Raw genomic sequence first — 22917 nt, 5'->3', positions numbered from 1 at the left:
CGATATGTTCGCGTCGCTCTCCGCAGGCGGTACGCATGCGCGACAGCCGCAGCGCACCGGCCCACGGCAGCACGACGACCTACCGTCACCCTGCGGCGCCTAGAGTTCGTCCCTGACCCCGGATCCAGCGCGCGGGATGACAGCGGCGCCACTACGGCCGGTGCCGCACCCCTGGGGCCCGCACCGGCCGTCTCCCTGCTGCGTGCCGCGCCCTCTACCGACTCGCGTCCCTTGCCACCGCCGTCGTCGTGAACGGCAGCACCAGGCGTGAGGGGTGTGCCGCGTCCCGGTAGATCTTGTGGGTGACGGGCCGGCCCACCGGCAGGTGAAAGGCGTCCGGTGGCAACAGCGCGTTGTGCTCGTCGGCCAGCGGCTCGTCGTTGGACAGCTCCGCGACCAGCCGGTGCCCCGGCAGGAAGGTCGCCGCGAAGGGGTAGATCCGCAGCACGTACTCCTCGATCCTCCCCGGCTCGACCGGCACCGCGCGGGTGTGCGGGTGGTGCGGGTCGCCCTCGGTGGTGCGTTCCCCGTCGAGCTCGCGGTGCGACGCCTTGAGGTAGGCGGTGGTGATGAGCTGCCGTTTGCCGCCCGGCCCCTCGTCCCACACGCGCAGGATGAAGTTGGTGTCGGGCTGGTCGATCTCGGCGAAGAGGTGGGCCGCGCCCTGCCCGATCATCTCGGTGGGCTCGGTGAAGGGGGCGGTGGACCAGCTGAGGATCTCCACCTTGTCGGTGACCGTCAGGGGCGCCTGGTAGAAGCCGTCGGGGGCGGCGTGTTCGGCGCCCATCAGCTCGGGTTCGAAGGAGAGCTTGCGGCGCGGACGGAAGTACAGCGACCGGAACTCGACGTCCTTCGGGGGCCACTGCGCGCCGGTGACTCTCTCGCGAGACCCCTCGACGTGGACGGTGACGGGGGGCTCGTCCATGACGCCGTTGTCGATGCCCTTGAGCCAGTACTCGTACCAGCGGAACATCTTGTCGTGCTCTTCGATGAACGGCCGCGACTGCATGGGCGGGTAGGGGCCGATGTCGAGCTTCTTGGGGCCCTTGAGCGCCTTGTACACCTCGATGGTGCCGTCCACGGTCCAGCCGCGTCCCTGGTCGATCTGGAGCCAGACCGGAATGCCGATGTTCGGCGCGAGAGTGATCGGGTTGCGCTCCTCGTACCAGTCGCCGTCGACCTCGTTCATGACGATGTCGAACCACGCCTCGTGGTTCTTCGGGTAGTTGAGCACGTGGACGAGGTTGGGCCAGGCGGCCACGTCCGGGTCCTTCAGGCGCTCGGCGACCCGCTTCCTGATCTCGTCGGGCGAGTACGTCTCCAGCATGCGGGACTTGACACCGTCGGTGAACGCCCAGCCGGAGTCGCCGCCGCGGCCCTCGCGGGCGGCGCGGGGCATGAACCACATGACGCCGCCGTGGTAGGTGGTCTCGTAGAAGTCGTAGTGGCCGCCGCTGACGAAGATCGCCTTCAGGCTCGGCGGACGTTCGGCCGCGGCCAGCACCTGCATCGAGCCGAAGTAGGAGATGCCGATCATGCCGACGTTGCCGTCGCACCACGGCTGCGCGGCGACCCACTCGATGAAGTCGTAGGCGTCCTGGCCGAGGGGGACACCGCCGGCGTTGTAGTTGCCGATGTGCTCGCCCTCGGAGGCGCCGGAGCCGCGCAGGTCGCCGATGACGTGGACGTAACCCTCCTTGACGACGCGCGCGATGTCGCCGGCCTCGATGCAGCCGTCCCACATGGGGCTGGGCCGGCGCTGCGGCGGGGTGGTCAGCGCGAGGGCCTGGAGCTCCTTGCCGTACGGGCTGAGGGCGACGAGCGCGGGCCGGGGTGTGTCGTCGACGCCGCTGTAGGTGTCGGCCGCGAGGGTGATGCCGTCGCGCATCGGGACACGGAGATCCTTGCGGACGGCGATGCTCTGTTCGCCCGCGCGGATCGTCTGGGGGTCGGTCATGAGGGGGTGCTCCTGAGTCACGAATTCTGGTTGCGCAGGCGGTAGCCGTGCATCGAGGTGAAGAACGGCGACGGCTCCAGCGCGGGGTCGCCGGTGTAGTCGAGTTCCTCGGCGGCGGGGGCGAACGGGGAGTACGGGGAGTCCGTCTGCCGCAGGCCTGCGGCCAGGCATCCGCAGGCGGCCGTGGCGACCCGCGCCTCGATGTCCAGACTCTGGGTGATGGCCTCCCGGGCCTGCGTCTCGTCGAGTTCGACGCCGTACGGGGTGCCGTCGGCGCGGCGGTAGGGGTGCCCCAGGTAGAGGTGGCGCGGACGGATCTCGTCGCGCAGGTACGCGAGGCCGGCGCGGTAGGCCGCGGGGTCCGTGTAGCCGGGGAAGCCGTTGGCGGCGCCGTGGACCTGGACGGCGTCGCCGGTGAAGACGGAGCGCTGTCCGTCGACGACGTACGCGACCGAGCCCGGGGTGTGGCCGGGGATCGCGTGCACCGACACGGTGACGTCACCGCCGAGGGAGAGTGTCTCGCCGCCCTTGACCAGCAGGGAGGGTTCCATCTCGCCGGAGATGACGGCGTTCGCGGCGGCCGTCACCTTGGCCTCGCCGTCGGGGTCGGCCAGGTACCGGCCCCGACCGGCGAGGTACTCCTCGACGTGGGCGCGGCGCGAGCGGAGCAGCGGTGCGTCGGCCTCGTGGATCACGACCTGGGCGCGGCGTCCGGTGAGCTCCCACAGGGCGTGGGCGCCGCCGACGTGGTCGATGTGACCGTGGGTCAGCAGGATCCACCGCACGTCCTCGATGCGGCGTCCGATCGCCTCGAGCGCGGGGGCCATGCCCTCGGCGGGCGAGGAGGCGATCCCGGTGTCGACGATCGCCGGTTCGGGCGCGTCGATGAAGAAGCTGTACAGCCCGAACCGGCCCCACGGCGAGACCAGGGGGTGGACGGCGACCGGGTCGTGCGTCATGGTGTTCCCTCCCTGCGGGTTCAGCGCCGGCCGAGGAAGGCGGCGGTCTCCTCGAGGACCCGGTGGTACTCCGGGATCCACGAGAAGTGCTGGACGAAGCCGTGGCCCGCGCCCTCGTACCGGCTGACCGTCGCCGGCACACCGGCGTCGCGCAGCCGCGCGCCGTAGAGTTCGCCCTCGTCGCGCATCGGGTCGTGCTCGGCGGTGACGACCAGGGCCGGCGGCAGGCCGGTGAGGTCGGCCCGCTTGATCGGCGACACGAGCGGGTCGGCGGGGTCGGCGCCGCTGTCGAGGTAGAACGCGTTGAACGGCTTCAGGCCCGCGGTCTCCAGGCCGTAGCCCACGGCGTTCTCCCGCAGCGACGGGTAGCGGTCGACGTCGAAGTCCAGGTCGAGCGACGGGTAGTACAGGATCTGGTGGGTGATCCGGTCGAAGCCGTCGTCGTGGGCCCGGGCGGCGACGGCCGCGGCGAAGGTGCCGCCGGAGCTGTCGCCGGCGACGGCCAGGGTCGTGCCGTCCCAGTCCAGCCCGTTGCCGTCCTGGGCGGCCCAGCGCACGACCGCGTAGCAGTCGTCGAGGCCGGCCGGGAAGGCCGCCTCGGGTGCCAGGCGATAGCCGACGGAGACGACCTTGAGGCCGGTCTCCTTGGCCAGCGAGCGGGCGACGTGGTCGTGGGTGTTCAGGCTGCCGAGGAAGAAAGCGCCGCCGTGGACGTACACGAGGACGCCGTGGCGCTCGGCCTCGGCGGGCGTGTAGATCCGGACCGGTACCTCGCCGGTGGCCGTCGTGGCCGTCACGTCCTCGACGGCGTGCAGCGGCAGGCGCTCGTGCGGCGGTGCCACGTGGGCCTCGTCGGCGGCGCGCAGGGCGACCGGGTCCAGCGGACCCTCGGGCGGGGCCGGCAGGGTCGCGAGGAACTTCGCGATCTCGGGGTGCAGCGTCACGGGGTCACTCCTGTCCTGCGGCGGCGGGCTTCTGGCCGGGGAAGACGTCGTTGATCTCCTCCTCGGTCCAGCCCTGGCGCGAGATGCGCTGCAGCTCGTCGGTCACGGGCTTGCGGGTGGCCTGGTAGAGGGCGAGCGCCTCCTTCAGGGAGTCGGCCTGCTGCAGGGCGTCAGCGAGCGCTCCGCCGTCCTCGATGGCCGAGTTGGCTCCCTGGCCCTGGTGGTGGAGCATCGAGTGGGCGGCGTCGCCGACGAGGACGACGGAGTCCGTGTGCCAGGTGTCGACGGGGTCGATGTCGTACACGGCGCGGATGTTCACGGTGTCCATGTCGAGGTCGCGGGTGATGGCCACCAGGCGCTCGTCGAAGCCGTCGACCGTCTTGAGCAGGTTCTCTTTGGTGACCTGCGGCGCCCAGGTGCCGTCCGGGTCCAGGGCGGTGATGTCGAAGGACACCTGGCCGCGGTGGCGCAGCGGCAGCAGGTAGATCTTGGTGCCGCGGCCGATGTACATGCGCAGGTTGTCGTCGACGACCATGCCGTGGGCGGCATCGGTGGAGATCACCGTGCGGTAGGCGTGCTCGCCGGAGAACACCGGGGGCTTCTGGCTGAACAGCTGGTGGCGGACGACCGACTTGATGCCGTCGGCGCCGACGACCAGGTCGGCCTCGACCGAGGTGCCGCCCGCGAAGGTGAGGACGACGCCCTCGCCCTTGTCCTCGACGCTCTCCAGCTTGTGGCCGAGATGCACCATGCCCTCGGGGAGCACGCCCATGAGGGCGTCGATGAAGTCGCCGCGGTGGATGAGGTGGGTGTGAACCTGCTCGCCGGCGGCAGGCCACGCCTCCTTCATGATCGGGTCGCCGGTGGCGGTGAGGATCTCGAAGTAGTCGCTGGGCGAGCTGACCTCGGCGATCGCGTCGAAGACCCCCCACTCGCGGAAGCGGTTCATGGCCGAGGGGCGCAGACCGATGCCGGCGCCGACCTCGCGGATCCGGCTGGCCTGCTCGTAGACGTCCACGCGGGCACCCAGGAGGCTGAGCGCCTTGGCGGCGGCAGCACCGCCGTACCCCGCTCCGACGACGGCGATCTTGAGGTCTTTGATGTCCGAGAGCTGCATCGTTGGTTCTCTCTACTTCTGGAGGGTCAGGAAGGCGGCGGGGTTGTCGACGAAGATCGTCTTGATCGCGGTTTCGTCGAGGCCGGCGGCGCGGAGGTCCGGGATGAGGTCCTCGAAGATGTAGTTGACGGTGTGGCCCTTGACGCCGGGCCAGCCGAGCGGGGAGCAGTTGGCGTCGGCGGAGGCGAGGACCTGGTGGATCCGGCGGCCGCCGTCGATGAAGCGCAGGAAGTGGTCGAGGCGTTCCCTGCGGGGACGGGCCCAGAACGGCGGGTCGGGCAACTCGGTCTCGTAACCGAAGGTGTCGAAGCCGATGCGGCCGCCCTGCTCGGCGATCCACACGTCGCGGGTCTTGTCGGCGTTGACGCCGTCGTCGACGTGGCCGAACAGGACGCGGTCCAGGGGCAGTCCCTCCTCGTCGAAGATCGCGACGGCGTTCTCGGCGTCGATGGCGAGGTGGGTGAGGATCGGCACGCCGGTGCTGAGGGCGGCGCGGGCGGCGGCCCGGTAGATCCGCTTGTCCAGGTCGGTCATCCGGCCGCCCCGGCTCACACCGACCTTGATGACGCCGGCGAGGCTGCCGGTGTCGCCGATGCCGACGGTGATCTCGTGGACGAACTGCCGCACCAGGTAATCGACGTCGGCGTTCGCGAAGTGCGGCAGGGCGGTGTCGCCGCCGACGAAGCCGGTGCAGGCGACGATGTGCACGCCGGTCTTCGCGGACAGGGACTTGTAGTAGTCGACGTCACGGCCGTTGCAGATGCCGGTGGCGTCGACGAAGGTGCCGCCGCCCAGCTCGTGGAAGCGGCGCAGCTTGGGGACGGTCTCCTCGTACCGCTGCTCGGGCGTCTTCCACCACTTTGTGTCCAGCTCGGAGCCGGGCATGCCGTACCCGATGTGCTCGTGGACGGCGACGAGGCCCAGTTCCTCGGCCGGGACCGGCCCCAGGACCGTGTTCACTCTCGACACAACACTCACCTTTGAGTAAGAGACTTGATGGTCGTCGGTGCCGGTGCGCTCAGCGCACCGACAGCAGGTCCCGCGGGTTGTCCACGAGAATCCGGCGCGCGTCCTCGTCGCTGAGACCCCGGGCCTTCAGCAGCGGGACGAAGCTGGTCAGGACGTGGCTGTACGGCACGTCGGTGCCGGCGTGCCCCTTGGCGACGCCGGTGGCGCTGCTGGACAGCAGAATCCGGCCGGCGAGTCCGGCCCCGGCCAGCTCGGCGACCAGAGCGGCCCGTTCGGCGTCGGTGACGCGGTCCTCGTCCTCCGTGCCGACGTGGTCGAGGGCGACGTAGGCGCCTCGGCGCGCGATCTCCCGGGCCGCCCCGGAGGCGACGGCGTCCTTGCGGTCGAGTCCGCCGACGACGACGCGGTCGGCGGGCAGCTCCTCCTCCAGGACGACGTCGAGGTCGTGCACGGCGTCGGCGCCGGGGCGGATGGAGAGGGGGACGCCGGTGGCGAGCGCGGTCCGGGCCGCACCCCGGAACAGGCTCTCGTCGGTCGCGGTCATGCCGGTGCGGGTGGCGGTGGTGGCCACCAGGCCCGCCGGGCCGCGGCGCTCGACGCGCGGGACGACCATGCCCTCGGTGACCTCCTGGGTGAAGAGGTCGGCGAACTTCTCGGCCGGCCACGGTGTGGGCGGGTTGGTCTGCGGGGTGAGGAAGTAGCCGCCGAGCATGTCCTCGGGGCCCTGCCCGGTCGAGGCGACGATGTGCACGCCCGTCGCCCGGGCGAGGGTCTCGTAGAGCCGGACGTCGCGGCCGTGGAACATGCCGGTGCTGTCGACGATCGTGCCGCCGCCGTGGGCCTTGAAGTCCTTCAGCCCGGCGGCGAGGGTCTCGAAGATCTCGGCGCGGTCGAGGGTGATGTCGTAGGCGTGCTCGGCGCCCGGCACCACCGACAGCAGCGCCTCGTGGACCGAGACGACGCCCAGCTCGGCGGCCGGCACCGGGCCCAGGACGGTGTTGACGGTGTTGCTCTCGACACTCATGCGCATGCCTCACATGTCCGGCGTGGGGTGCCCGCGCACCCTGTGGCTGCCGTCACGGTATCGATTCGCTTTACATGCCGTCAATGAAACGAACACCACGAAAAAACAATTCGCCATGGGTTGCGCGAGCGCTTCGAAACCGCCTTACGCGGGTCCGGAAGACCTGAGAAAACGCGGCCCCGTCGTGCGCGTTGCGCGGCCTGAAGGGCTCCATCACAGCGAAGGCCGACGCCCTCGTCGCCGAGCTGGTGGAGAAGGGCTCCTTCGAGGCCATCGACGCCCTGGCCCGCGCCTTCCCGCTCGGGGCCGTCGCCGACCTCATCGGCTTCACCGGCGAGGTGCGCGCCAACATGCTGCGCTGGGGGCAGGCCGCGATGCAGGTCCTCGGCCCCATGAACCAGCGCACCGCCGAGAACCTCCCGATCGCCGGCGAGCTGTACGCCTGGTGCTCCCAGGTCGCCGCCGGCGACCTCGCCGAGGGCTCCGTGGGACGCGGCATCTTCGACGCCGAGGCCCGCGGCGCGATCCCGCCGGACACGGCCGGCCACATCATCCACCAGTACCTCGGGGCCGGCGTCGACACGACCATCGCCGCCATCGGCAACCTCGTCGCCCTCTTCGCCCGCCACCCCGAGCAGCTCGCCCTGGTCCGCGAGGACCCCTCGCTGGTGCCCGCAGCGTTCAACGAGGTGCTGCGCTTCTGGGCTCCCGTGCACGCCTGGGGCCGCCGCGTCACCAAGGACGTCACGATCGAGGGTCGACATCCCGGCGGGCGCGCGGGTGGCAATCCTGTTCGGCGCCGGCAACCGGGACCCGCGCCACTACGAGAACCCGGATGCGTTCCTCGTCGGGCGCAACCCGGTGGACCATCTGTCGTTCGGCTGCGGGCGCTGCTCCAGGAGGTCGCGGCAGGGCTGTGAGCGCCGGTCAGTTCAGCAGGCGCACCCAGCTGTCGGCGAGTTCCTCCAGCATCTGGTCGCGGGTCAGCTTCCAGTCGGAGCCGTCCCAGTGCTGGGCCACGTAGTCGAGCTGGGACATGGCGAGCACACCGCGGAAGTGCCGCTGGTGGGGGTCGAAGCGGCCGCCCGCGGTGAGACCGTCCTCGATGTCACTGATGGCCTCCTCCAGCCAGCGCTCCACCAGGTCGGGCAGGTCCGGATCGATCACCGCGGCGTCCCGGCCGATCCGGATGATCGGCCGGATCACCGGCCAGCTCTCGGCGGTCCGGCGCAGCCACGCCATGATCGCCTCCGGTGTCCCGTCAGTGACGGTGGCCACCAGGTCCTTGGCGGTGGAGCCGTGCTCGGGCGAGCGGACGCGCTGCAGCGCCTCGTTGAGCTGCTCGTCGATGAGCGCCCGCATCAGCTCGCTGCGGGAGGGGAAATACGCGTAAAAGGTGACGCGTGTGGTGCCCGCGGCGGTGGCGATGTCGTCCACCGTGGTGGCGGCGTATCCCTTCGCCTTGAAGAGCTTGAGTCCCGATTCCAGCAGCAGACGGCGGGTCATCTGCTTCTGTGCCTCACGAAGGGTGGCCATGCCGGAGATCCTAACCCTGTCCCGGCACGGCGAACGCTCAGCTTACGCACAGCCCGCGGCACCGACGTCGCGTAAAGTCCTCAGCCGGTCAGTTCGACGTCCAGCCGCTCCCGCAGGGCGGCGACGGAGATGCCGTACGTTTCCAGGACCCGGACGCCGTCCCGGCCGACGGCGAAGACGCCGTGGTCGGTGTAGACGCGGTGGACGCAGGCCGGCCCGGTGAGCGGGTACGTGCACGCGGGCACGAGCTTCGGGGCGCCGTACCGGGTGAACAGCTTCATCATCACCAGGACCTGCCGGGCTCCCACGGCGAGGTCCATCGCGCCGCCGACGGCGGGAATCGCGTCCGGGTCGCCGGTGTGCCAGTTCGCCAGGTCACCGTGCTGGGACACCTGGAAGGCACCGAGGACGCACACGTCCAGGTGCCCGCCGCGCATCATCGCGAAGGAGTCGGCGTGGTGGAAGTAGGCCGCTCCGGGCAGCTCGGTGACGGGCACCTTGCCGGCATTAGTAAGGTCGGGGTCGATCGCGTCGCCGGTGGCGGCCGGGCCCATGCCGAGCATGCCGTTCTCGGTGTGCAGCACGACCCCGGCGTCCCGCGGCAGGTGCTCGGCGATCCGGGTCGGCTGCCCGATGCCGAGGTTGACGTAGGAGCCGGCCGGGATGTCGCGGGCGATCCGGGCGGCGAGTTCGTCAGTGGTGAGCGGACCGCGGTCGGTGTGCTCCACGGCGGGGGCGGCGGTCGTCATCAGCGGGCTCCTTGCACGGTCAGCCGGCGGGCCTCGGCCCGCACCAGGCGGTCGACGTAGATGCCCGGGGTGACCACGGTCTCCGGGTCGATCCCGCCGGCGGGCACGATCTCAGTGACCTGGGCGACGACGGTCCGGGCCGCGGTGGCCATGACGGGGCCGAAGTTCCGGGCGGTCCTGCGGTACACGAGGTTGCCCATGGTGTCCGCGCGGTGGGCCGAGATCAGCGCCACGTCGCCCTGGATCGGGAACTCAAGGACGTGGACGCGTCCGTCGATCTCCCGGGTCTCCTTGCCCTCGGCCAGGGGCGTGCCGACGCCGACCGGGCTGTAGAAGGCGCCGACGCCGGCCCCGGCGGCCCGCATCCGCTCGGCGAGCGTGCCCTGCGGCACGACCTCCAGCTCGACCCCGCCGGCCCGGTACAGGGCGTCGAAGACGTAGGAGTCGCTCTGCCGGGGGAAGGAGCAGATCACCTTGCGCACCCGGCCGGCCTTGAGCAGCGCGGCCAGGCCCACGTCGCCGTTGCCGGCGTTGTTGGAGACGATCGTCAGGTCCCCGGCACCCTGCCGGATGAGGGCGTCGATCAGGTCGAACGGCATGCCGGCCAGGCCGAATCCGCCCACCAGCACGGTGGAGCCGTCCTCGACGTCGGCGACGGCCTCGTCGGGGCCGGCGGCGATGGTCGTGGTCATCCCAGGCTCACCTCGTCGGTCACGTTCTCCAGGACGACGGCGAGGGCCTGGCCCACTCCGATGCAGATGGCCGCGAGGCCCCAACGCCGGCGCCGTTCGCGCAGCACCGCGGCCAGCGTTCCCAGGAGGCGGCCGCCGGAGGCGCCCAGCGGGTGCCCGAGGGCGATGGCCCCGCCGCGGGTGTTGACGATCTCCGGGTCCACGTCCCAGGCGTCCACGCAGGCCAGCGACTGGACGGCGAACGCCTCGTTCAGCTCGACCGCGCCGACGTCGGCCCAGCCGATGCCGGCTCGGCGCAGCGCCTTCTCGGCGGCCTCCACGGGGGCGTAGCCGAACCCCTGCGGTTCGACCGCGTGCACACCGCGCCCGGCGACCCGGGCCACGGGGTCCCGGCCGATCCGGCCGGCCGCGGCGGCGGTGCCCAGCAGAAGGGCCGAGGCGCCATCGCTCAGCGGTGAGGCGTTGCCCGCGGTGATCGTCCCGTCCGGGCGGAACGACGGCTTCAGGGCCGCCAGCTTCTCCAGGGAGGTGCCCGGGCGGATGCCCTCGTCGCGGGCGAGTCCGTCCACCGGCACGACCAGGTCGTCGTAGAAGCCCTCGTCCCAGGCGGCGGCCGCGAGGCGGTGCGAGCGCACCGCGAACGCGTCCTGGCGTTCGCGGGAGAGGGAGAACTTCTCCTGGAGCTGTTCGTTGCACTCGCCCAGCGAGACCGTCCACTCCTTCGGCATCGCGGGGTTCACCAGCCGCCAGCCGAGGGTGGTGGAGACGGCCGTGACGTCGCGGGCGGGGAAGGCCCGGTCCGGCTTGGGCAGCACCCAGGGGGCGCGGGTCATGGACTCCACGCCACCGGCGACGACGATGTCCGCGTCGCCGGACTCCAGAGCGCGGGAGGCGATGATCGCCGCGTCGAGGCTGGAGCCGCACAACCGGTTCACGGTCGCGGCGGGCACGCTCACCGGCAGTCCGGCCAGCAGCGCGGCCATCCGGCCGACGTTGCGGTTGTCCTCGCCGGCGCCGTTGGCGTTGCCCCACACCACGTCGCCGATGGCGGCGCGGTCCAGGTCCGGGCTCGTGTCGAGCAGGCCGGTCAGCGCGGTCGCGGCGAGGTCGTCGGGGCGTACCCCGGCGAGCGCGCCGCCGAACCGTCCGAACGGGGTGCGGGCCGCCGCGTAGAGGTAGGCGTCGCTCATGCCGCGCCCCCGGCGAGGGCCGCCTCGCCGACGGCCGCCGAGGAGAGCGGGATCGGCGTGAACATCTCGGGTTCCTGGTCCGGCGTCAGGGCGGTCGGCCCGTACAGCCAGTCCGTGAAGGAGTAGTCGTAGGTGTCGCGGGCGCGCAGCAGGGCGTTGCGCTGCTCGCGGGCGAGACCGTCGAGGTGCCACAGTTCGCCCCACTTGCGGGACGTGGTCAGGACGCGCCGGCAGTGCTCGGGGCGGACGGCCTCGTAGGCGGCGAGCGCGGTGGTCCAGTCGACGGTGCCGTCCTCGGCGCGGTTGCGGGCGACGTGCTCGCCCAGCACCCAGCCGTCCTCGATGGCCATGATGGCGCCCTGTGCGATGTACTGCAGCGGCGGGTGCGCGGCGTCGCCGAGCAGGGCGATCCGGCCGTGCACCCACTGCATGATCGGGTTCCGGTCGAACATCCGCCACCACTTGTCCCGCCACATGAAGGGCAGGCCGTCGCGGACGAAGTCGCAGGTGCCGGCGAAGGCGGCGTCGAGCTCGTCGGGCGTACCCCAGTCCTCCCGGCCGGCCAGGGCCTTGGGCGACTCGAAGACGGCGACCTGGTTGAGCAGTTCGCCGCCGCGCAGACCGTAGTGGACGAAGTGGCAGCCCGGGCCGACGTGCACCGCGATCTCGCTGAGGTCGACGGACCGTACCCGTGGCTGCTCGGCGGGGACGGTGCCGCGGTAGGCGACGTACGCCGAGGAGACGGGCCGGTCGTCGACGAACAACTTGCGGGCGACGGAGTGCAGGCCGTCGGCGGCGATCACCGTCCCGGCCTCGTGGGTCGCGCCGGAGGCGAGGATCACGCGGGCCCCGGCGTCGGTGTTCTCGTACGAGGTCACCTGGGCGTCGTTGACCAGCTCGACCCCGGCGCGCTCGCAGGCGCGCAGCAGCAGGCCGTGCAGGTCGCTGCGGTGGATGACCAGGTAGGGGTAGCCGTACCGGGTCTCCAGGTCACGCAGGTCGAGGCGGGTCAGCTCCTCGCCGTCGACGGCGTCCCGCATGACCATCGCGTCGGGGACGACGCCGAGGTTCCTGGCCTCGTCGAGAAGGCCGTAGTCGTCGAGTATGCGGGTGCAGTTGGGGGCGAGCTGGATGCCGGCGCCGACCTCGCCGAAGGCGGGGGCGCTCTCCAGCAGGCGGACGCTCAGGCCCTGGCGGATGAGCGAGAAGGCGGCGCCGAGGCCGCCGATGCCGCCGCCGACGACGATCACATCTGGGTGGGACATGGGTGCACTCCTCTACAGCCAGGGGCCGAGCTCGGGGGCGTCGATGAGCGAGTGGGGGCGGCCCGCCAGCCAGGCGGCGACCTCCGGCAGCGGGCCGTCGGGCAGCTCGGCGAGGCCGCGCTTCGCCTTGATCTCGGCGACGAGCGCGGTCAGGAAGCCCTTCGGCAGGTCGGCGAAGGCGACGCCGGTGCCGAGGTCGACGGCGTGGACGCAGACCTCGCGGGCGCGCATCCACGGCAGTTCGGTGGCGGGCACGGTTCGGCCCTGGGCGGTGACGACCTGGTGGCCCCACTGTGCCTCGGTGAGCCGGTCCAGTCCCGCCGCGAGCTTCTGCGCGCTGTCCGTCAGCCAGGAGCGCAGTTCGTCCGCCCACAGTGTGGGCCCCTTGGCGATGCCGACGGCGCGCTCCTCGGCGGAGGCGTACATGGGGGTCTCCTCGCCGGTGGCCGCCCAGTGCACCAGGTTGCCGAGCGCGTCGGCGTTGGCGGCGGCGTGCGCCACCAGGTGCTTGCGCGTCCAGTCCGGCAGCACGCTGGGCGCCGAGAAGGCGTCCTCGTCCAGGCCCGCGACGGCGTCGAGCAGGAGCTCGGTGCCGGTACGGGCCCAGGCGCGCGCGTCGTCGTGGGTGCGTGGGGCGCCGGTCATCCCTCGACCACCTTGTTGGTGCAGGCGCCGAGGCCGGCGATCTCCGTGACGACGGTCTGGCCGGGCAGCAGGAAGACCTTCGGGTCGCGGGCGTTGCCGACGCCGGCTGGAGTGCCGGTGGCGATGACGTCACCGGGCTTCAGGGTGATGACGGTGGAGATGTACCGCACGAGGAAGACCGGGTCGAACAGCAGCGTGCCGGTGTCGTCCTGCTGCATGACCTCGCCGTCGACGACCGTCCGCACCTCGAGCGCGGGGCGTACGCCGCCGACCTCGTCGGGGGTGACGACGTACGGTCCGAGCGGGGTGGTGGCCTCCCAGATCTTGCCCTGGGTCCACTCGATGGTGCGGAACTGCCAGTCGCGCAGCGAGATGTCGTTCATGACGGTGAAGCCGGCGATGGCGTCGGCGGCCTGCTGCTCGTCGGCGCGCCGGACCTGCTTGCCGATGACGACGGCCAGTTCGACCTCCCAGTCCAGGGTGCCGGTCTCGGCCGGCTTGGCGATGTCGTCGTTCGCGCCGATCAGGGTTTCGGCGAACTTCGGGAACAGGGTCGGGTGGCTGGGCAGTTCCCGGCCCATCTCCTTGATGTGGTTGGTGTAGTTGTGGCCGACGCAGACGACCTTGGAGGGGTTCGGGACGACCGGCGCGAAGTCGGCGCCCTCGACGGGGTAGGCGGTGCCGGACGCGGTGGCGGCCTTGCCCAGCCAGTCGTCCTCGGCGAACAGCTCGCCCAGATCGGCGTAGCCGAGGTCGACGAGGAGGTCGCCGTCGAGGCGGACCGCCCGGGTGCCGTCGGCGGTGCGGAGGGTGGCGAGCTTCATGGTCAGCCGTCCTTCTGAGTGCGGTCGAGCTTCAGCGCCTCGAAGACGGGCGCGTCGGAGAAACGGAACAGGTCGAGGGCGCCGGAGTCGGAGTCGGAGTCACCGGCCTCGGACTTCACGGAGAACGGCTCCCAGGACGGGACGACGAACAGATCGCCGCGCGTGACCGTCCAGGACGTGTCGCCGACGGTGACCACGCCGGAGCCGTCGAAGACCTGGTAGACGGAGGAGCCGGTCTCGCGCACCGGCGCGGTCCGGGCGCCGCGGACGACGCGGTGAAACTCGGCGCGGATCGTCGGCAGGACGTCGGAGCCGTCGTGCGGGTTGCTGTAGCGCACCGCGGCGTGACCGGGCTCGACGGTGCCGCCGAAGCCCTCCTTCTCCAGCAGCAGCTGGTCGCGCAGCGCGGCGTTCGTGTACTCCCACTTGTACGACAGCAGCGGGCTGCCGGGCGTGGCCGGGGTGGCCGACAGCGGGCGCAGGCCGGGGTGGCCCCACAGCCGCTCGGAGCGGGAGCGCTCGGGGGTGATCCGCTCGGCATCGGTGATCTCGTCGCGGCCGAACTCGAAGAACTGCGCCTCGGTGACGTACTGGAACGGGATGTCCAGACCGTCGATCCAGGCCATCGGCTCGCCGGTGGCGTTGTGGTGGGCGTGCCAGTTCCAGCCGGCCTGGGGCAGGAAGTCGCCGCGGTTCATCGGCACCGGGTCGCCGCCGACGACCGTCCACACGCCCGAGCCCTCGACGACGAAGCGAAAGGCGTGCTGGGTGTGGCGGTGCTCGGGCGCGTCCTCGCCGGGCATCAGGTACTGGATGGCCGCCCACAGCGTCGGGGTGGCGAAGGGCCTGCCGCCGAGGGACGGGTTGGCCAGCGCGATCGCGCGGCGCTCCCCACCCCGCCCGACCGGCACGATGTCGCCGGCCTGTGCGGCCAGCTCGCGCAGGCGCTCCCAGCGCCACAGGTGCGGCACGGCGCGCGAGCGCGGGTGGGCCGGCATCAGATCACCGATCTCGGTCCACAGCGGCACGAGCAGTTCCTGCTCGAAGCCCCGGTACAGCTCCTCGAGCGCCGGGGTGACCTCGGGCTGCCCCTCGGCGGTGACGGCCTGGAGCCGCACCGGGGAGCCCGTGGCGATGTCTTGGGTGAGGGAGGACTCAGTCACGGAGCCAGCGTGCATGGCGTCTGCTGTTGGAACATGTAGATTCTGCACAGCAGAATTCGGGAGCGTCGGGAGGGTCGCCATGGACAAGCCGCTGAAGACGCCGCCGCCCTATCCCATCGCCAGCGTGGACCACGCGCTGCGAGCGGCGGCCATCTTGCAGATGGAGGGCGGCGCGACCGTGGCGCAGCTCGCGGAGCGCCTGGGTGTCGCCCGGTCGACGGCCCACCGCGTCCTCGCGATGCTCGTCTACCGGGACTTCGCCGTGCGGGGTGAGGACCGCGTCTACCGGGCGGGCCCGGTGCTGGAGCTGGCCGCCCACTCCCAGTCGCTCGTGTCACGGCTGCGCGCTGTGGCCCTTCCTCACCTGCGCCGGGTCGTCGATCTCCTCGACGAGACCGCGAACCTGATCGTGCGCACCGGGGAGACGGTGCGGTTCATCGCCAGCGTCGAGTGCCGACAGGCCCTTCGGGTCGGGTCCCGGGAGGGGATGGTCTTCCCCGCCCACCGCACCACGGCGGGACTCCTCCTGCTCGCCCACCTGGCCGACGAGGAGCTGGAGAAGGTTTACGCCCCCGAGCGCTACCGCGACCGCCCGGCCGACCGCCCCGACCTCGCGCGGCTGCGGACGGAGTTCAGGCGCTTGCGCCGCAACGGTTTCGCCGTCAACAAGGAGCGGTCCGAGCGCGGTCTCGTCGCCGTCGGCGTCCCGGTGCGCGGCCGCGACGGCACCGCGCTGGCCGGCCTCTCCGTCTCGATGCCCAGCGTGCGCTACGACCCGCGGCGCCTGCCCTCCCTGGTCGCCACGCTGGAGGCCGCGGCGCACGCCCTTGAAGAGGACCTGGCCGACCAGCCGTAGAGCCCGACCCATCGATCTTACTCGGAGAACAGTATCTCTATCTCCTGAACATTTCCTTGACGCGACGTAAGCCGAGTGTCATTCTCCACGGCACCACGCCGGACGCGCGACGTGCCTTCTCTCCCCCCACCGCGTGCGCGGAGCCGAGCGCTTCCACGCTTCGGGGTTCCCGCTTCCGGGAGACCCGAAGTCCCCAGTCAGGCAGAAACACCAATGACGCTCAACAAGGGGACGACGACGTCCCCGGGCCCAACCGCGGGGGCCGCCCGGAAGCCGGGCTACGCGGGAACATTGGCTGCCGTCTGCGGCGCGGTCTTCGTGGCCCAAGTCGCGAACGCGCTGCCGGCCTCGCTGAACGGACTGTCCCAACAGGATCTGAACACCCACGGCTCACAACTCACCTGGGTCACCGCCGCGTTCATGATCGCGGCGGTGTGCTTCGAGTTCACCTTCGGCGTCCTCGGCGACCTGTTCGGGCGGCGCAGGCTCGTCCTTGCGGGCACCGCTCTGGTCGCCGCCGGCAGCACCGTCGCCGCGCTCCCCCCGACCGTCCAGGTGTTCTGGCTCGGCGCCGCCCTGAATGGACTGGGCGCCGGGGCCATGTTCCCCGGCTCGCTCACCGCACTCACCGCGGTCACCCGCGACGTACGGCAGCGGGCGCACGCCATCGCGGTCTGGAGCGGGTCTTGTCCGCCGGCGCCGCCGTGTCCCCCCCTGCTCGGCGGCATGTTCGCCAGGATCGGGTCGTGGCGCGGCTCCTTCTGAGTACTCGTCGGACTCGCCTTGATCAGCATGGTGCTCACCATGGCGCTGGCGACGGAGTCCAAAGCACCCGAGGGCCGCAAGTTCGACGTAGCAGGTCAGGTCACCTTCGCGGCCGGCCTCATGCGGCTCGGCAAGGCGACCGCGCGGGCGGACCGGGTCGTCGGCCTGCACTTCTTCAACCCCGTTCCCGTCCTGCCGCTGGTCGAGGCAGCCACCTCACTGCACACGTCGGCCGGGACGACCGCCCTGGTGGAGGACTTCGCGACCCGGACGCTCGGCAAGACGGTCGTCCGCTCCAAGGACCGGGCCGGCTTCGTCGTCAACGCGCCGCTCATCCCCTACCTGCTCTCGGCCGTGAGGATGGCGGAGTCCGGGTTCGCCACGGCCGCCGACATCGACGCGGGCATGGAGCCGGGCTGCGCCCACCCGATGGGACCACTGAGGCTGGCCGACCTCATCGGCCTGGACACCGTGGCGTCCATCGCGCATTCCCTCTACGACGAGTTCCGCGAGCCCCTCTACGCCCCGCCTCCGCTGCTCCAGCGGATGGTGGAGGCGGGACTGCTCGGCCGGAAGACCGGCCGGGGGTTCCACTCCTACGACCAGGGCTGAGGGCCTGGTACGACGCGAGTCGAGGGGCCCGCAGCGCCCCTTGGGGTGAGGGTCCCCTGCGGCACGACGGGAAGGGGCGGTGAGGCGAGTGCGGCGCTCACCGCCCCTCACCGCTGCCACCTGCCAAGAGGCCCGACCCGCCTTCCGGATGATGGACGGTGCTCTTCCATTCGCGGCGACACCCCGTAAGGTGACCGCAGCAGCTGGTTCGCCCCGTTCGCCAGGCGGGGTGTCGCAAGAGGGAACCCGGTGGGAATCCGGGACTGCCCCGCAGCGGTGAGCGGGAACGACCGCCGTCATACGCACTGGGTCCGACGTACCGGATCTGGGAAGCGACGGCCAGTAGGGGTCCTCCGTCACGGAGGGCGTGCCCGTAAGTCCGAAGACCTGCCAACTGCCCGCGTGCGGACCGATCCGTACGCGGACATCTCGGTGACCTCGAGGGCGGGTCGGCGTACACACCAGACGGAACGACCGTGCCCTTGCCGCGCGGGTTCCTTGCCGTCAGGTTCGTCATTCCCTTCGCGCTCTCGTCCCGTCTCCGGGATCTCAGGGATTCATCTCGCGAAGGAGATCTCCGTGACAGCGAAGTCCGCAGCCGCGGCAGCACGGGCCACCGTGTACGGCTATCCCCGCCAGGGTCAGAACCGGGAACTGAAGAAGGCCGTCGAGGGCTACTGGAAGGGCCGCGTCACCGCCGACGCCCTCCGGACCACCGCCGCGGAGCTGCGCCGCAGCAACTGGCGGCAGCTCGCCGACGCCGGCGTCCAGGAGGTGCCCACCGGCGACTTCTCGTACTACGACCACGTCCTCGACACCACCGTCATGGTCGGCGCCGTCCCCGACCGGCACCGTGCCACCGTCGCATCCGACCCCCTCGCCGGCTATTTCGCCATGGCCCGCGGCACCCAGGAGGTCGCTCCGCTCGAGATGACCAAGTGGTTCGACACCAACTACCACTACCTGGTCCCCGAGCTGGGCCCCGGCACCGTCTTCACGGCGGACTCCACCAAGCAGGTCGCCGAACTGAGGGAAGCCCTCGCCCAGGGCCTGACCGCACGGCCCGTGCTGGTCGGCCCCGTCACCTACCTCCTGCTCGCGAAGCCGGCCCCCGGCGTGCCGGCCGACTTCGAGCCGCTGACCCTGCTGGACCGTCTGCTGCCCGTGTACGCCGAGGTCCTCGCCGACCTGCGGGCGGCCGGTGCCGAGTGGGTGCAGGTCGACGAGCCCGCCCTCGTCCAGGACCGCACCCCGGCCGACCTGAACGCCTCCGAGCGCGCCTACCGCGAACTGGGTTCCCTCACCGACCGGCCGAAGCTGCTCGTCGCCTCCTACTTCGACCGGCTGGGCGACGCACTGCCGGTGCTGGCCAAGGCCCCGGTCGAGGGTCTCGCGCTGGACTTCACCGATGCCGCCGCCGCCAACCTGGACGCCCTCGCCGCCGTCGGCGGGCTGCCCGGCAAGCGCCTGGTCGCCGGCGTGGTCAACGGCCGAAACATCTGGATCAACGACCTCCAGAAGTCGCTGTCCACCCTCGGCACCCTGCTCGGGCTCGCCGACCGAGTCGACGTCGCCGCCTCCTGCTCCCTGCTGCACGTGCCCCTGGACACGGCGGCCGAGCGGGACATCGATCCGCAGGTCCTGCGCTGGCTGGCCTTCGCCCGGCAGAAGACCACGGAGATCGTCACCCTCGCCAAGGGCCTCGCCCAGGGCACCGACACCATCGCCGGGGAACTCGCCGCCAACCGCGCCGACCTGGCCTCCCGCGCAGGGTCACCGATCACCCGCGATCCTGCCGTCCGGGCCCGGGCCGAGGCCGTGACGGACGCCAACGCCCGCCGCTCACAGCCGTATGCCGAACGGTCCGCGGCCCAGCGCGCCCACCTGCGCCTGCCGCTGTTGCCCACGACGACCATCGGCTCGTTCCCGCAGACCACCGAACTGCGCACCGCACGGGCCGACCTGCGGGCGGGCCGCATCGACACGGCCGGTTACGAGGAGCGCGTCAAGACCGAGATCCAGGAGGTCGTCTCCTTCCAGGAGAAGACCGGCATCGACGTCCTCGTGCACGGCGAGCCCGAACGCAACGACATGGTCCAGTACTTCGCCGAACAGCTCACCGGCTACCTGGCCACGCAGCACGGCTGGGTCCAGTCCTACGGCACCCGCTACGTCCGCCCGCCGATCCTGGCCGGCGACATCTCCCGCTCCGAGCCGATGACGGTCCGCTGGACGTCCTACGCCCAGTCACTGAGCGACCGCCCGGTCAAGGGCATGCTCACTGGTCCGGTCACCATGCTCGCCTGGTCCTTCGTCCGCGACGACCAGCCACTCGGCGACACCGCCCGGCAGGTCGCCCTCGCCCTGCGCGACGAGGTGAACGACCTGGAGGCGGCCGGCACCTCGGTCATCCAGGTCGACGAGCCCGCCCTGCGCGAGACCCTGCCGCTGCGCACCGCGGACCGTGCGACGTATCTGACGTGGGCCACCGAGGCGTTCCGGCTCACCACCGCCGGCGTGCGGCCGGACACCCAGATCCACACCCACATGTGCTACGCCGAGTTCGGCGACATCGTGCAGGCCATCGACGACCTCGACGCCGACGTGATCAGCCTGGAGGCCGCCCGCTCCCATATGCAGGTGGCCCGGGAACTCGCCGCCCACGGCTACCCGCGCGAGGCCGGTCCGGGAGTCTACGACATCCACTCCCCACGCGTGCCGAGCGCTGAGGAGGCTGCAGAACTGCTGCGCACCGGCCTGAAGGCGATCCCCGCCGAACGGCTCTGGGTGAACCCCGACTGCGGTTTGAAGACCCGCGCCTGGCCCGAGACCCGCGCCTCTCTGGAGAACCTGGTCGCCGCCGCCCGCACTGTCCGCGGTGAGCTGTCCGCCTCCTGACCGAGGAACGCGGTGGGCCGGGACGCCGCAAGCGTCCCGGCCCCGTCCCACAGCACCGCCATGAGCAAGGTGTGCCCCAGCCTCCGTCCGCCCGTCGGCCGGGCGGAGGCAGCGGTACCTCACCGCGGGCCTCGGCGCGGCACCCCTCCGGCCAGCCCGCAGTCACCGCACTTCGAGCCGTTCGGCGCACGGTAGTAGAGGCAGCAACTCCGACGGCGGAACGCGAGGTCGGAGCGGGTGAGTACACCGGTGCCCGCCAGGCGTCCGGTGTTCAGCAGCGCGGTCGTGAGGTCGGCGAGCGGTCCGCGTTCGGCGGGACGGAGTGCGTGCAGGGCGTGGGCCGCCCCGGCGAGCGCCGACGCCGAGTTGCCGTCCAGCAGACGCGGGGCGACTTTGACGCGCAGTCCGTCGGCCAGTGCCGACAGATGATCCGTCACCTGCTCGTACAGGACGCGGACGGGGCCGCCGTCGAGCCGGTCGGCGTACCAGCCGTCCGGGCGGGGCACCCGGAGGGCCGGTCCGTCCTCGGCGCGCTGCAATCCCTCCAGGTCGGGGACGATCCGGTGCAGAACGACGCAGGCCAGTGCCGGTGACCAGAGGCGGGCAGCGTGACCGAGCTGGGCGATGGATATGGCGACGCGTGGTTCCCGAGTGCGGTGACGGCGTGCGACGGCTGCGGCAAGTTCAGTGAAACCATCCGCGTAGGAGTGGGCGACCGGATGCCATCCGTCGTCCGGCCCGCCGACCTGCAGGGCGAAGAAGCCGCCGAGGCCGGCCACGTCGTGCAGGGCGGTGGCAACGGACGCCGTCGAGGCCCGGGCTCCGTGCACGGCTTTTGTCCTCCCTCCGGCTTCCGTCCGTACGGTCACGAGGCCGTACGCCGTCGGCGCGGCGGCGTGATGGCGTACAGGTCGAGGATGTCCGGCAACGGTGCCACGCCGGGTCCGCCCGCGCGTGCCCACGCGGCGATGTCCTCGGTCGCGTCCGGGTCGTTGACCAGCCCCAGCCAAACCGGTCGGGCACCGGCGGCGCGGTCTTCCGCGGAGGGTTGTACGACGATGACGTTGGCCTGGTCGCAGACGTCGAGGCAGTCGGAGACGCGTACCGGTGCTGCGGCACGCAGGCGTTCGGTCTGGGCCGTGTGGTCGACGCCGGTCACTTTGGGGCTGCCGCAGCAGCAGTCGCGGCACACGACGATGCGGCACGGCACCGGGGCGGTGGCCGTTGCGGCCCTCGTGTCGTCCGGCGTTCGTCCGGTCGGCGTTGCGGGCATGCGGTGCCGTCCCTCTCTCCGGGGAGATCCGCCCCGGTGGTCCGTCGAGGAGGCGACCGCGTAAGTCTCCTGGCTCTCGGGTCGATGCTCGTCCCGGCCTTCCCACCCACTGCAGGGCAGTGGCCTGTCGGGAGTCGCTCGCCGATCACAGTGGCGGGACCGCGCCGGATTCACACCGGCTTCCTCGTTCCGCCGTCGCCCTGTCGCCGGCCATCATCCCATCCCGGGGTGCCGTGCCCCCCGTGCCCCCCGTGCCGCCGTCAGTCCGTTTCCTGGGAGTGCGGGGCCGTGGCGGGCGGATGGGTCGGACGGTCCCGCCCACCGTCCCGGCCGGACACCACCACGATGACCAGCCCGACGACGACGGCTCCGGCGATGACGCGTCCGGCCGCGCGCGCCCACCAGCCCGGACGGGCCGCGCTCGCGCCTCCTCCCGGCGGCTCCAACCGTTCGGCGCGCCGAGCAGGTCTCAGCAGACGGAGCAACAGCAGTACCGCGACCGGGAGTTGCAGCAGCCACAGGACGGTGCGCGGCCACTCCCCGTACCAGACGTTGGTCCCGTACAGCAGCGTGTGCCACACACTCAGCACGTAGACGACGATCACAAAACGGTGCAGCCGTCGCCAGGTGTTCGCTCCGATGCGGTGGCGGACGTAGAACAGCAGCCCCAGCGGGATCGCCAGATACAGGGCACCTTGCCCGAGCGGGATGGCGACGCGGCCGGTGCCGGAGTCGTACCAGCCAGGCACGAAGCTGTCGGCGAAGCCCACCCACAGCCGCTCGGCCCAGTCCACCTTCGTCTCATAGCGTACGAGTTCCGCCGCGAACATCAGCGCGTGCGCGAACATCAGCGCCATCGTCGTCAGGCTCGTGGTGCGGTGCCAGCGCTCCAGCACCTGCCGGGAGACCGGCCGCCGGGCAGGGCGCGGCCCCGACAGCAACAGACCCAGCATGACCGTGCCCCAGGCCCACAGCAGACCCGACCATCCGAACGCCTGGCTGAGCAAGTACATCCAGTAGGTGCCCGCATCGTCCATGAACGGCATGACCGCGACGGTGTCCGAAGCACCCGACTCCATGCGCGTCCACAGGAGGGCGAACACGAGCGCCGTGACCACCACCGCCGCCGTGGCGTCGGGCAGGGCGGACCGCATGTCGCCGCGCAGTACGACGCGGCCCCCGGGAGACCGTTGCCTTCCGGGCGGGGCTGCTGCCCCGTCTTCGTCCGGCCTCGTGTCTGACGTCATCAGGGGCCTCCCGGGCACGGGCCACCGCGGCAACGGTGTGCATGTGTCGTGAGGCAACAAGTCTGGCTGATGGGGCAACGCTCTCCTGAGGCGTTTTCCGGCCAGAGCCGTCAAGGCAACTGGACGGGGACACACCTGGTTTCTGCTTCCCCCCACATTCAAGACAACCGTTGAATCCTCGCTGTCGCAGGAGTATGAGTGCCCTTACGCTGATGCACGCAGTCGGTTCGCG

The 22917-nt window shown here is 71.5% G+C and carries 21 protein-coding genes, 1 pseudogene and 2 riboswitches; of the genes and pseudogenes, 5 read left to right on the top strand and 17 right to left on the bottom strand.

From position 1 onward, the window contains the following. Positions 1–214 precede the first annotated feature (214 nt). The 6 genes from KUM03_RS01600 to KUM03_RS01575 are packed head-to-tail and all read right to left on the bottom strand — an operon-like array spanning position 215 to position 6970. Positions 215–1957 carry a CocE/NonD family hydrolase gene (locus KUM03_RS01600; RefSeq protein ID WP_217245074.1) on the bottom strand — a complete coding sequence of 581 codons (1743 nt, stop codon included), beginning with the start codon at positions 1955–1957 and terminating at the stop codon, positions 215–217. Between the two features lie 17 nt (positions 1958–1974). Then, positions 1975–2916: an MBL fold metallo-hydrolase gene (locus KUM03_RS01595; RefSeq protein WP_217245072.1), complete on the bottom strand. Its 942-nt coding sequence runs from the start codon at positions 2914–2916 to the stop codon at positions 1975–1977. Positions 2917–2936: 20 nt separating this feature from the next. After that, positions 2937–3860, bottom strand: a complete 924-nt coding sequence (locus tag KUM03_RS01590; RefSeq protein WP_217245070.1) for an alpha/beta hydrolase — start codon at positions 3858–3860, stop codon at positions 2937–2939. Positions 3861–3864: 4 nt separating this feature from the next. Beyond that, positions 3865–4977 carry an NAD(P)/FAD-dependent oxidoreductase gene (locus KUM03_RS01585; RefSeq protein WP_217245069.1) on the bottom strand — a complete coding sequence of 371 codons (1113 nt, stop codon included), beginning with the start codon at positions 4975–4977 and terminating at the stop codon, positions 3865–3867. Positions 4978–4989: 12 nt separating this feature from the next. Further along, entirely contained in the window at positions 4990–5946 is a 957-nt protein-coding gene (locus KUM03_RS01580) for a phosphotriesterase (protein WP_217245067.1), read from the bottom strand. Positions 5947–5995: 49 nt separating this feature from the next. Further along, positions 5996–6970 carry a phosphotriesterase gene (locus tag KUM03_RS01575; RefSeq protein ID WP_217245066.1) on the bottom strand — a complete coding sequence of 325 codons (975 nt, stop codon included), beginning with the start codon at positions 6968–6970 and terminating at the stop codon, positions 5996–5998. 191 nt (positions 6971–7161) lie between these two features. On the opposite strand from KUM03_RS01575, the gene KUM03_RS01570 reads away from it, so the two are divergent. Further along, positions 7162–7890 carry a hypothetical protein gene (locus KUM03_RS01570; protein ID WP_254398651.1) on the top strand — a complete coding sequence of 243 codons (729 nt, stop codon included), beginning with the start codon at positions 7162–7164 and terminating at the stop codon, positions 7888–7890. 7 nt (positions 7891–7897) lie between these two features. Here KUM03_RS01570 and KUM03_RS01565 read toward each other — a convergent pair whose 3' ends face one another. From KUM03_RS01565 to KUM03_RS01530, 8 genes are all read right to left on the bottom strand, one after another. Further along, positions 7898–8506 (bottom strand): TetR/AcrR family transcriptional regulator, encoded by a 609-nt coding sequence (locus KUM03_RS01565; RefSeq protein ID WP_217245064.1) that lies wholly within the window; start codon positions 8504–8506, stop codon positions 7898–7900. An 80-nt stretch (positions 8507–8586) separates the two neighbouring features. After that, positions 8587–9255: a 3-oxoacid CoA-transferase subunit B gene (locus KUM03_RS01560; protein ID WP_217245062.1), complete on the bottom strand. Its 669-nt coding sequence runs from the start codon at positions 9253–9255 to the stop codon at positions 8587–8589. Next, positions 9255–9947 carry a 3-oxoacid CoA-transferase subunit A gene (locus KUM03_RS01555; protein ID WP_217245061.1) on the bottom strand — a complete coding sequence of 231 codons (693 nt, stop codon included), beginning with the start codon at positions 9945–9947 and terminating at the stop codon, positions 9255–9257. The genes KUM03_RS01560 and KUM03_RS01555 overlap by 1 nt, the downstream gene beginning before the upstream one ends. Beyond that, a complete protein-coding gene (locus KUM03_RS01550) occupies positions 9944–11137 on the bottom strand; it encodes a thiolase family protein (protein WP_217245059.1) in 1194 nt (397 codons plus the stop codon). The genes KUM03_RS01555 and KUM03_RS01550 overlap by 4 nt, the downstream gene beginning before the upstream one ends. Continuing rightward, on the bottom strand, positions 11134–12402 hold the full coding sequence (locus tag KUM03_RS01545; protein WP_254398650.1) for an FAD-dependent monooxygenase: 1269 nt from the start codon (positions 12400–12402) through the stop codon (positions 11134–11136). Before KUM03_RS01545 ends, KUM03_RS01550 begins: the two co-directional genes overlap by 4 nt. Before the next feature lie 12 nt (positions 12403–12414). Further along, positions 12415–13047 carry a maleylpyruvate isomerase family mycothiol-dependent enzyme gene (locus KUM03_RS01540; protein WP_217245058.1) on the bottom strand — a complete coding sequence of 211 codons (633 nt, stop codon included), beginning with the start codon at positions 13045–13047 and terminating at the stop codon, positions 12415–12417. Continuing rightward, positions 13044–13871 (bottom strand): fumarylacetoacetate hydrolase family protein, encoded by an 828-nt coding sequence (locus KUM03_RS01535; RefSeq protein WP_217245056.1) that lies wholly within the window; start codon positions 13869–13871, stop codon positions 13044–13046. Before KUM03_RS01535 ends, KUM03_RS01540 begins: the two co-directional genes overlap by 4 nt. 2 nt (positions 13872–13873) lie before the next feature. Further along, entirely contained in the window at positions 13874–15034 is a 1161-nt protein-coding gene (locus KUM03_RS01530; RefSeq protein WP_217245052.1) for a cupin domain-containing protein, read from the bottom strand. A gap of 79 nt (positions 15035–15113) precedes the next feature. On the opposite strand from KUM03_RS01530, the gene KUM03_RS01525 reads away from it, so the two are divergent. The 4 genes and pseudogenes from KUM03_RS01525 to metE all read left to right on the top strand — a co-directional run bounded on the left by KUM03_RS01525 (position 15114) and on the right by metE (position 20165). Then, positions 15114–15890, top strand: a complete 777-nt coding sequence (locus tag KUM03_RS01525; protein WP_217245050.1) for an IclR family transcriptional regulator — start codon at positions 15114–15116, stop codon at positions 15888–15890. 291 nt (positions 15891–16181) lie between these two features. Further along, positions 16182–16655, top strand: a complete 474-nt coding sequence (locus KUM03_RS01520) for an MFS transporter (protein ID WP_254398649.1) — start codon at positions 16182–16184, stop codon at positions 16653–16655. A gap of 117 nt (positions 16656–16772) precedes the next feature. Continuing rightward, positions 16773–17267: pseudogene (locus KUM03_RS01515) on the top strand (3-hydroxyacyl-CoA dehydrogenase family protein); the annotation flags it as partial. Positions 17268–17454: 187 nt separating this feature from the next. After that, positions 17455–17677, top strand: a riboswitch (cobalamin riboswitch). Between the two features lie 169 nt (positions 17678–17846). Further along, a complete protein-coding gene (gene metE, locus KUM03_RS01510) occupies positions 17847–20165 on the top strand; it encodes a 5-methyltetrahydropteroyltriglutamate--homocysteine S-methyltransferase (protein ID WP_217245049.1) in 2319 nt (772 codons plus the stop codon). Between the two features lie 119 nt (positions 20166–20284). On the opposite strand, the gene KUM03_RS01505 is transcribed toward metE, so the two are convergent. The 3 genes from KUM03_RS01505 to KUM03_RS01495 form a co-directional block, all read right to left on the bottom strand. Continuing rightward, a complete protein-coding gene (locus tag KUM03_RS01505) occupies positions 20285–20995 on the bottom strand; it encodes a (2Fe-2S)-binding protein (RefSeq protein WP_217245047.1) in 711 nt (236 codons plus the stop codon). A 35-nt stretch (positions 20996–21030) separates the two neighbouring features. Beyond that, positions 21031–21438 carry a (2Fe-2S) ferredoxin domain-containing protein gene (locus tag KUM03_RS01500; RefSeq protein WP_217245045.1) on the bottom strand — a complete coding sequence of 136 codons (408 nt, stop codon included), beginning with the start codon at positions 21436–21438 and terminating at the stop codon, positions 21031–21033. 62 nt (positions 21439–21500) lie between these two features. After that, positions 21501–21628: riboswitch (cobalamin riboswitch) on the bottom strand. Between the two features lie 70 nt (positions 21629–21698). Then, positions 21699–22685 carry a ferric reductase-like transmembrane domain-containing protein gene (locus KUM03_RS01495; RefSeq protein WP_217245043.1) on the bottom strand — a complete coding sequence of 329 codons (987 nt, stop codon included), beginning with the start codon at positions 22683–22685 and terminating at the stop codon, positions 21699–21701. Positions 22686–22917: the final 232 nt, after the last annotated feature.

It is taken from the genome of Streptomyces sp. AC602_WCS936, from assembly GCF_019049125.1.
Classification (GTDB): Bacteria; Actinomycetota; Actinomycetes; order Streptomycetales; family Streptomycetaceae; genus Streptomyces.
The sequence above is the reverse complement of the archived record's forward strand: the minus strand, read 5'-3'. Positions and strand labels throughout refer to the sequence as shown.